Origin of the sequence: Actinomadura decatromicini (assembly GCF_008121305.1) — a bacterium.
Taxonomy (GTDB): Bacteria; Actinomycetota; Actinomycetes; order Streptosporangiales; family Streptosporangiaceae; genus Spirillospora; species Spirillospora syzygii.
The window spans coordinates 1311336-1320119 of sequence record NZ_VSRQ01000002.1 but is presented as its reverse complement, the minus strand read 5'-3'; the positions used below and the strand labels follow the sequence as shown (position 1 = coordinate 1320119).

At 71.8% G+C, this 8784-nt stretch carries 8 protein-coding genes; 4 read left to right on the top strand and 4 right to left on the bottom strand.

Going from position 1 to position 8784, the window contains the following annotated elements; all coding sequences use genetic code 11:
• Positions 1–372: 372 nt before the first annotated feature.
• From FXF68_RS13765 to FXF68_RS13755, 3 genes are all read right to left on the bottom strand, one after another.
• On the bottom strand, positions 373–2091 hold the full coding sequence (locus FXF68_RS13765; protein WP_148759297.1) for a sensor histidine kinase: 1719 nt from the start codon (positions 2089–2091) through the stop codon (positions 373–375).
• A gap of 109 nt (positions 2092–2200) precedes the next feature.
• Positions 2201–2698 carry a flavodoxin domain-containing protein gene (locus FXF68_RS13760; protein WP_222869916.1) on the bottom strand — a complete coding sequence of 166 codons (498 nt, stop codon included), beginning with the start codon at positions 2696–2698 and terminating at the stop codon, positions 2201–2203.
• The gene (locus FXF68_RS13755; RefSeq protein WP_148759296.1) at positions 2695–3576 is read right to left on the bottom strand and encodes a universal stress protein; all 882 of its coding nucleotides are present in this window, start codon (positions 3574–3576) and stop codon (positions 2695–2697) included. The genes FXF68_RS13760 and FXF68_RS13755 overlap by 4 nt, the downstream gene beginning before the upstream one ends.
• A gap of 139 nt (positions 3577–3715) precedes the next feature.
• Between FXF68_RS13755 and FXF68_RS13750 the strand changes: the two genes are divergently transcribed.
• Together FXF68_RS13750 and FXF68_RS13745 are read left to right on the top strand one after the other, a co-directional pair.
• Entirely contained in the window at positions 3716–4000 is a 285-nt protein-coding gene (locus tag FXF68_RS13750; RefSeq protein ID WP_222869915.1) for an SHOCT domain-containing protein, read from the top strand.
• A gap of 69 nt (positions 4001–4069) precedes the next feature.
• Positions 4070–4582, top strand: coding sequence for a CBS domain-containing protein (locus FXF68_RS13745; protein WP_148759295.1), 513 nt, complete (start codon positions 4070–4072; stop codon positions 4580–4582).
• An 85-nt stretch (positions 4583–4667) separates the two neighbouring features.
• Here the strand turns inward: FXF68_RS13745 and FXF68_RS13740 are convergent, their stop codons facing one another.
• A complete protein-coding gene (locus FXF68_RS13740) occupies positions 4668–5534 on the bottom strand; it encodes a universal stress protein (protein ID WP_148759294.1) in 867 nt (288 codons plus the stop codon).
• 192 nt (positions 5535–5726) lie between these two features.
• Between FXF68_RS13740 and FXF68_RS13735 the strand changes: the two genes are divergently transcribed.
• Entirely contained in the window at positions 5727–8129 is a 2403-nt protein-coding gene (locus FXF68_RS13735) for a glycoside hydrolase family 65 protein (protein ID WP_148759293.1), read from the top strand.
• A gap of 105 nt (positions 8130–8234) precedes the next feature.
• Entirely contained in the window at positions 8235–8666 is a 432-nt protein-coding gene (locus FXF68_RS13730) for a pyridoxamine 5'-phosphate oxidase family protein (protein ID WP_148759292.1), read from the top strand.
• Positions 8667–8784: the final 118 nt, after the last annotated feature.

Below are 8784 nucleotides of genomic sequence, written 5' to 3'. Positions count from 1 at the left end.
TGGCCGAGCCCGAACAGCTTGTCCAGGAACGCCCAGGCGAACACCCAGCCGAGCGCCAGCCGGGCCAGCGCCCAGACGTAGCGAGCGGCGGGCGACTCGGTCAGCGGCCGGGGCCGCACGACCCGGACCAGGGTGTCCCGTCCCACGTGGGTCTTGTGCTCGGAGAGCGCCATCGCCTCTCACCTTCCATCATGTCGTTGAGCCTTCACCTATGACTCAACTCCACCGCTGACCTGCGCTGCAGGTCCGTTCGGTGCACCGTCTCCGGGACCAAGGTCCCGGAGACGGCGACGCGACAGGCTCATGACGCCGCATTGGGGGCGCTTCAGTGGTCAGGCACGGTCGCTCTGGACGATGTGGGATCGCCCCCGGTCACGCCTCCTTGAGCGGGACGCACCAGGACAGCACCGTTCCCCCGCCGGGCCGTGGCTTGGCCGTGCAGAAACCGCCCAATCCTCTGGCCCGCTCATCGATGTTGCGCAGGCCGCTGCGGCGTCCGCCTTCGGGGATGCCGACGCCGTCGTCCTCGACCAGAACCGTGACGTCGTCGCCGACGTCGATCTTCAGGACCGCCTCCGTCGCCCGCGCGTGCCGGGCGACGTTGGACAGCGCCTCCCGCACCACGGCCAGCAGATGCTCACCGGTCTCGTCGTCGACCACCGTGTCCAGCAGCCCGTCCAGCCTGACCGACGGCGCGAACCCGAGCTGCTCGGTCGCGGCGTCCACCAGCGCGTGCAGGCGGCTGCGCAGCGACTCCTCGACCTCGGGGCCCTGCAACGCGAAGATGGACGAGCGGATCTGCCGGATGGTGTCGTCCAGGTCGTCCACGGCGCGCTGCACCCGCACAGCGACCTCCTTGTGCTGGACGAGCTTCATCGCCGCCATCAACCCCATCGCGGTCGCGAACAACCGCTGGATCACCGTGTCGTGGAGATCCCGGGCGATCCGGTCGCGATCCTCCAGCAGCGTCAACCGCTCGGTGTCCCGGCGCCGCTCGGCCAGCTCCAGCGCGACCGCGGCCTGCCCGGCGAACGCCTCCAGCAGCCGCTGCGTCCCCGCCGAGAACACCGCGCCGCCGGGCGCGTTGATCACCGACAGCACCCCGCGCGCCGAAGCGCCCAGCCCGAGGGGCACCACCAGCAGCGGCCCGATCGGCACGTGAACCGGGACGCCCGCCTCCTGCGCCGCCTTGCTTCCATCCGCCAACCGCAACGCGACACCCTCGGCGAAGACCGGACCGGCGACCGAATGGTCCAGCGGCACCCGCAGCCCTTCGAGCCCCTCCGCACCCTCTCCGTGCGCGGACTCCACCAGGAAGTGCGTGCCGCCCTCCTCAAGCAGTGCCACCGTCGCCAGGTCGGCGTCGGCGATCTCCCGGGCGCGCTGCGCGACCAGCGCGGTCACCTCATACGGATCAGTCCCCGACAACAGCGCCGTGGAGATCTCCCCGGACGCCTCCAGCCACCGCTCCCGCCGCCGCGTCTCCTCATACAGCCGCGCGTTCTCGATCGCCACCCCGGCCGCCGTCGCCAGCGCGGTCACGACGACCTCGTCCTCCTGGTCGAACTCCCCGCCGCCCGCCTTCTCGGTCAGGTACAGGTTGCCGAACACCTCGTCCCGCACCCGGATCGGAACGCCCAGGAACGACCGCATCGGCGGATGGTTCGCCGGGAAACCGCTGGACGCGGGATGACCTCCCAGGTCAGGCAACCGCAACGGATGCGGCTCGCGGATCAGCAGCCCCAGGATCCCGTGGCCCTCCGGCCAGTGCCCGATCGCCTCGATCTCGTCCTCACCGACACCGACCGTGACGAACTGGACCAGCCGCTCCCCCTCCTCAGCGATCACGCCCAGCGCACCGTAACGGGCGTCCACCAGCGTGATCGCGGCCTCGGTGATCCGCCGCAGCACCGACTCCAGATCCAGCTCGCTGCCCACCGAGACCACGGCCTCCAGCAGCGCGTGCACACGGTCCCGCGTCGACCGCGCCGCCTCCAACCGCGCCTGCAACTCCGTCAGCAGATCGTCCAGTTGCAGCTGCGGCAGGATGAGCCGCGCCCTGTCCCGGCCTGTGCCAGATTCCTCAGCCACACCGCAAGTATTGCCGACCAAATGTTGAGGGGTAAGGCCCCAGAGCGCCAGCCCGCTTCGCGCCATGGGCACCATTCCGGGGAACCACGAGGTCGTCCGGCGCGGGCGCTCATACCTCGGCTCCGCGCAGCTGCCGGACGATGCCGCCCGCCCACTCGGTGACCTGGTCGCGGTCCCGGAAGTCGCCGCTCGACCTCTTGGCGATCTTGGATGCCAGGAATCCCCGGGCGTCCGGGGAGAGGCGTCCGCCGAAGGTGGCGTGGCCGCGGGCGTTCAGCCGCCGGGCGAACTTGGCGACACCCGACGTCGGATCGATCCGCCTCTCCTCGGCGCTGTGGTCGAGCGGTCCGCTGCTGAACAGCCACACCGGGCGATGCGCGAGCGCGTCCCCATGGTGGCGGACGAAATGCCGCGCCTCCCGATGCCACCGCCCCGCGTACAGGGCGCCGCCGACGACGGCGGCGTCGTAGCCGTCCAGCGCCGCGACCTCCCCGGCCGGGCGGACGTCGGCGTCCAGGCCCGCCTCGCGCAGCGCGGCGCCGATCCAGTCGGCGATCTCGGCGGTCCCGCCGCGTTCGGACGCGTACGCCACCAGCACTCGCATCATGACTCCTCCGATTCCGGGTCGTCCTCGTGGACGACCGCGACGGGGCTCGGCAGCTCGTGCAGCACGGTCCTGGTGACGGCGCCGAGCAGGGTCGTGGGGGACGACCCGATCCCGTGGTCGCCGACCACCAGCAGTGTCGCGTCCCGGGCGTTGTCGGCCAGGACGCGTCCGGCGTGCTCCCTCACGAACCGTTCCTCGATCGCGACGTCGGGATAGTCGACCAGGCACGGACCGACGGAGCTGGTGAAGCGCGCCTTGGCCTGTTCCTTGACGGCCTGGGGATCGGTGAACGGAAGCCTGTCGGGTCCCGGGAGTGCGCCGGGGTCCCACCACGCGCACACCAGCGTCACCACGGCGTCCCGCAGGCGCGCCTCCCGCAGGGCGAAGCGCAGCGCGGCCTCGCTGGCCGAGGAGCCGTCGATCCCCACGACGATCCGCTTCGCGCGCTCGGGCCCCTCCCGGGCGGGCACGACGACCACCGGACGCTCGGCGTGCGCCGGGACGTGCACGGCCGCCGACCCCAGCGGGAGCTTGTCGAAGCCGCCCGTCCCCCGGGCGCCGACCACGATCAGCGCCGCGTCCGCCGACGCGGCCAGCAGCGCACCGGACGGCGTGCCGCGAAGCAGCACGGGCCGCACGTCCAGGCCCGGCGCGGTCTCCCGGGCGAGCCGGACGCCGTCGTCCAGCGTCAGGCTGCCCATGCGCCGGACGATGTCCAGCGCGTCACCGTCCTCGGAACGCCGCGGATACGGCCAGTGCCACGCATGGCACACCCGCAGGGGCGACCCTCGCAGGGCCGCCTCGGCGGCCGCCCAGCGGACCGCGCTCGCGGCGGCGGGTGAAGCGTCGAAACCGACCAGGACCTCTCGTCCGTCCATTCTCGTCCACCTCCTTCCTCTGAGCCTCACCGTCCGCGGACACGTCTGTCAGAGGCGTGGGTCCGGCGATCCGAGGGACCTTCGGCCCTGGGAGCGGGCGCACGCGGGACTCAGGCTGGAGACGTCAGGAGGTTCCGCCATGAACATCGGATACGCGCTGGCGATCGCCGGACAGGGCGACCGCTGGGGGCATATGGGAAACGACGGCTGGTCCGGCTGGATGTGGCTGTGGGGAACGCTGATGATGCTGTTCTGGATCGCCGTGATCGGTGCGGCCGTATGGCTGGTCGTCCGGGCCGCGACGCAGCGCCGTGCCGAGCCGCCGACGGGGCGGGAACGCGCCCGGGAGCTCCTCGCCGAGCGGTACGCGCGCGGCGAGATCAGCACCGAGGAGTACGACGAGCGGCTCGCCAAGCTGCGTTGAGGACGGCCTCCCGCAGCGATTGGGGAACATGCACCTTTACGGGCGGCACAGGGCCGAAGAGGGGGAGCCATGACCGAGCCACTGGAGCAGCGCACCGTCGCCGAACTGATGACCCGCGACCTGCTCACCATCGCCGAGGACGAGTCGGTCCTCATGGCCTGGGAGCTGATGTGCAAGGCCGAGGTGCACCACCTGCCGGTCGCCGACGTCCAGGGCGGCTTCCTGGGCGTCATCGACGCCCAGACCCTCACCGCCGCCTGGAACGCCACCACGCCACGCGACGCCCGGCGTCCCGTGACCACCCTCCTGCCGCACCGCCGCCCCGCCGCGGTGCGCCCGGAGTCCGCCGTGGCCGAGGCGGCCCGGGCCATGCTGGACGCGGGCACCGACTACATTCCCGTGACCGACGAACACGGCGCCCTCGTCGGGCTGGTCACCGCCCGTGACCTGATCGCCGCCCTCGCCGGTACACACCGCGAGATCGCACCGCGCAGCGCGGGCATGCCCTCCCTGTACCGAGTCGAGCCGGTACTCCCCCAGACCCCGGGGCACCCGGACCGGAGCCGGATAGGCCCTGATTGACCGTGGCCCACCAACAACGTGGCCCACCAACATCGTCGTTCCAACCCGGGCGCGTCCCTGTCGATCAGGTGGCGCGCTCGGCGGCCTACCGGAGTGGCGGAACGATCGCGACCGTGCACGGAGCGTGGTGCAGCATCGCCGAGCTGGTCGCGCCCAGAAGCAACGGGTCCACGCCGCCGGTCCCGCGGTCTCCCACCACCAGCAGGTCCGCGCCGCTCGCCGCCCCCAGAAGCGCTTGCCTCGGACGCTCCAGCAACAGCGAGAGCTCCACATGGACCTTCGGGTAGCGCTGACACCAGGGATGGACGACCTCTTCGAGCTGGGCGGACCGGGCCCGTACCAGTTCGTCCTTGTCGGTGAAGAGCGGCAGTTCCCAGTCCGGCACGGCGCCGGGTTCCCAGGCTCCGTAGACCACGCGCAGATCGCATTCGCGCAGCGCGGCCTCTTCGATCGCGAAGCCGAGCGCCGCGTCCGCGCCCTCGGACCCGTCGACCCCGACCACGACGAGCCCGCGCGGTCCGTCCGACCGCCGGACGGCGATCACCGGACGATGCGTGAGCGCGGGCAGCTCCACCGCCGTCGACCCGGCGGGCAGCCGGTGCCGCTCGTGCGAACCGATCACGATCAGCTCCGCGTCGTCGGACTCGCACACCAGGGTCTCGCACACCGGCTCTCGTCTCAGCAGCGTGTGGACCTCCTTGGGCGCACCCAGGTCGACGGCCCGCCGCGCGCCCTGGCGCAGCAGGTTCTCCCCCGCACGCTGGACGATCGCCTGGACGGCCGGGTCCACGTGCCCTTCCGGGTAGGGCCAGTGCCAGCAGTGGCAGATCGTCAGATCGAGCCCGCGCAGCCGGGCCTCCTCGACCGCCCAGCCCAGCGCCACGTCGTTCTCCTCGGTTCCGTCGTAGCCGAGGAGGACGTTGGTCCGTTGAGCCCTTGGGAGTGCAACCATCGACGGGCCTCCTTCCCCGAAATGGCGCTCTGATTACAAGTGTCAGGAGGTCAGAGCCTCGTTTGGAGGGTCGAAGGTCCCGCGCACCCCAGGGCGTCCGCTCCTGCCGGGCGCGACTGTTCAGTGAGAACTTTGCCCCACAGGGCAGGCCCTGAGGAGAGGCCTGGAAGGACGACGGCCTGAGGAGACGTCATGAGCCGCTGGGTCCTGACCTACGACGGCTACGCCCCCGACGCGGAGGGGTTGCGTGAGGCGCTGTGCACCCTCGGCAACGGCTGCTTCGCCACCCGCGGCGCGGCACCCGAGTCGTCGGCCGACGGCGTCCACTACCCCGGAACGTACGTCGCGGGCTGCTACGACCGGCTCCCGGCCGAGATCGGCGGGCGCCGCACCGACAACGCCGACCTCGTGAACATGCCGAACTGGCTTCCGTTGGCCTTCCGCGCCGCCGACGGCGAATGGCTCGACGCCGACGCCGCCCACCGGGAGGGCAGGATTCTCTCCTACCGGCAGGAACTCGACCTCCGGCGCGGCGTCCTGACCCGCCTCGCGCGGGTGCGCGACCGGGCCGGGCGGACGTTCCGCCTCGCGCAGCGCCGGATCGTGTCCATGGCCGACCCGCACCTCGCTGCGCTGGAGACCACGATCGTCGCCGAGGACTGGTCCGGTCCGCTGCTGATCCGCACCGCGCTGGACGGACGGGTCGTCAACGCGGGCGTCGAGCGGTACCGGAACCTGCCAGGCGACCATCTGACACGGGAAGAGCCGGCGCCGCAAGACGATCCGGAACTGCTGCTCCTGCGCGCGTCGACGATCTCGTCGCGGATCCGGATCGCGATGGCGGCCCGCACCCGGACGACCGTCCCGGCCCACCGCACCGACCTGGCCGAGCGCGGATGGGCCGCGCAGGACCTGGCCGTCGACGTCCAGGAGAACACGCCGGTCACGGTCGAGAAGGTCGTGGCCGTGTTCACCTCGCGCGACCGCGCGGTCGAGGAATGCGGAGAGGCCGCGCTCGCGGCCGTCACCGGGGCGGGCTGCTTCGACGCCCTGCTGGGCAGGCACACGCTCGCATGGACGCGGCTGTGGCGGCGGTGCCAGCTCAGCGTCGACCAGGTGGAGGTGCAGCGCGTCCTGAACCTGCACATCTTCCACCTGCTGCAGACCGTGTCGGAGCACAGCGTCGACCTGGACGTCGGCGTCCCCGCCCGCGGCCTGCACGGCGAGGCGTACCGCGGCCACGTCTTCTGGGACGAGCTGTTCATCCTGCCGTTCCTGACCATGCGGTTCCCCGAGATCGCCCGCGCGCTGCTGATGTACCGGTGGCGGCGGCTGCCCGCGGCACGGCGCGCCGCGGCCGCCGCCGGGCGCCGCGGGGCCATGTACCCGTGGCAGAGCGCGGCGGACGGACGCGAGGAGACCCAGCGCGTCCACCTCAATCCGCGTTCGGGACGCTGGCTGCCCGACCACACGCACCTGCAGCGGCACGTCGGGCTCACGGTCGCCCACAACGTGTGGCGCTACCACGAGGCGACCGGCGACGCCGAGTTCCTCGCCGAGTACGGCGCCGAGATCATGCTGGAGGTCTCCCGGTTCTTCGCCGACCTGGCCGACTACGACCGCTCCACCGACCGGTACCGGATCCGCGGCGTCATGGGCCCCGACGAATACCACGACGCTCTCCCGGGACGCGACACCCCCGGCCTGGACGACAACGCCTACACCAACGTCCTCGCGGTATGGGTGATCCGCCGGACGCTGGACGCGCTCGGCCTGCTGCCCGAGGACCGCGGCGCCGAGCTGCGCGAACGGCTCGCGCTGACCCGCGAGGAGATCACCCGGTTCGAGGACGTCGCCGCCAAGATGCACATCCCGTTCCACGACGGCGTGATCAGCCAGTTCGACGGCTACGCCGACCTGGCTGAACTGGACTGGGACGGCTACCGCGAACGCTACGGCGACATCCGCAGGCTGGACCGGATCCTCGAAGCCGAAGGCGACTCGCCCAACCGCTACAAGGCGTCCAAACAGGCCGACGTGCTCATGCTCTTCTACGTGCTGTCGCCGGGCGAACTCGACGACGTCCTGCGCCGCCTCGGCTACGCGCACGGCCCCGCCCTGGCCGAGCGGACGATCGCCTACTACCTGCCGCGCACCTGCGACGGGTCGACGCTCAGCTCGCTGGTGCACGCCTGGATCCTCGCCCACACCGACGGCGGCGAAGCCTGGAAGATCTTCCTGGAGACGCTGCGCGGCGACCTCACCGACGCCCAGCACGGCACCACTCCCGAGGGCGTCCACCTGGGCGCGATGGCCGGAACCGTCGACCTCGTCCAGCGCTGCCACGCCGGGATCAGCACCGACGGAGGGACGCTCCGTCTCGCGCCGCGCCTGCCTCCCGCGGTCGGCGAGCTACGCCTCGGCCTGCGCTACCGGGGCCACTGGGGCATCGACCTGACCTGCCGCCGGGACCTGATCCGCGTCGCCCTCCGCCCCAGCGCGGCCTCCCCCATCCGCATCTCCTACGGCACCGAGGACATCGAGATCCAGCCCGGCACGTCGTGGCAGAGCCCTTTGCGGGACGGCCACGCCTGACCGAACGAAGACGGACCTTGGTCCTTTATGAAGGGGACGGGACGGCGTCCGTGCCGCTGACGATGGCCCCTGCCCCCCACACCGGCGAAAACAGACGATGGAGTCATGAAGGACCTGAAGGACGGGCCGCAGAGCCTGACGCGAGGCGAGTGCCTTGACCTGATGGGCACGGCGAAGGTGGGCAGGGTCGTCTTCACCGAGCAGGCGTTGCCCGCGGTGATGCCGGTCGGTTTCGTCCTGGACGGCGGCGACGTGGTCGTGTGCGTCCCGCCCGCGTCGGGTCTGGCCGCCGCCACCGGCGGCGCGATCGTGGCCTTCGAGGCCGACGACCTGGGCACCACCGGCCCGGCGGGCTGGACGGTCACCGTCGTCGGACGGGCACGGGCCGTCCGCGATCCGGGCGACCACGCCCGCAGAGCGCTCGACGCCTGGATCAGCGGACCATCCCCCGAATTCATACGCATCTCGTCCCAGCGCGTTACGGGCAGGCGAGTAGGGCCGTCCCCAACCGGTGAGAGGCACAAGGCGGCCGCCTGAACCGCCTCCCCACGGCGCAAACGACGAAAGGCCCGGCCTAAGCCGGGCCTTTCGGTGTCGCGCTCACCGCGCGGTTTCGCCCGTCGCGGGGACGATGACGATCGGGCAGTGCGCGTGG

Coding starts and splice junctions, on each gene's coding strand:
- FXF68_RS13760 (WP_222869916.1), bottom strand. CDS start 2,698: ATGATGCGAGTGCTGGTGGCGTACGCGTCCGAACGCGGCGGGACCGCC.
- FXF68_RS13755 (WP_148759296.1), bottom strand. CDS start 3,576: ATGGACGGACGAGAGGTCCTGGTCGGTTTCGACGCTTCACCCGCCGCC.
- FXF68_RS13750 (WP_222869915.1), top strand. CDS start 3,716: ATGAACATCGGATACGCGCTGGCGATCGCCGGACAGGGCGACCGCTGG.
- FXF68_RS13745 (WP_148759295.1), top strand. CDS start 4,070: ATGACCGAGCCACTGGAGCAGCGCACCGTCGCCGAACTGATGACCCGC.
- FXF68_RS13740 (WP_148759294.1), bottom strand. CDS start 5,534: ATGGTTGCACTCCCAAGGGCTCAACGGACCAACGTCCTCCTCGGCTAC.
- FXF68_RS13735 (WP_148759293.1), top strand. CDS start 5,727: ATGAGCCGCTGGGTCCTGACCTACGACGGCTACGCCCCCGACGCGGAG.
- FXF68_RS13730 (WP_148759292.1), top strand. CDS start 8,235: ATGAAGGACCTGAAGGACGGGCCGCAGAGCCTGACGCGAGGCGAGTGC.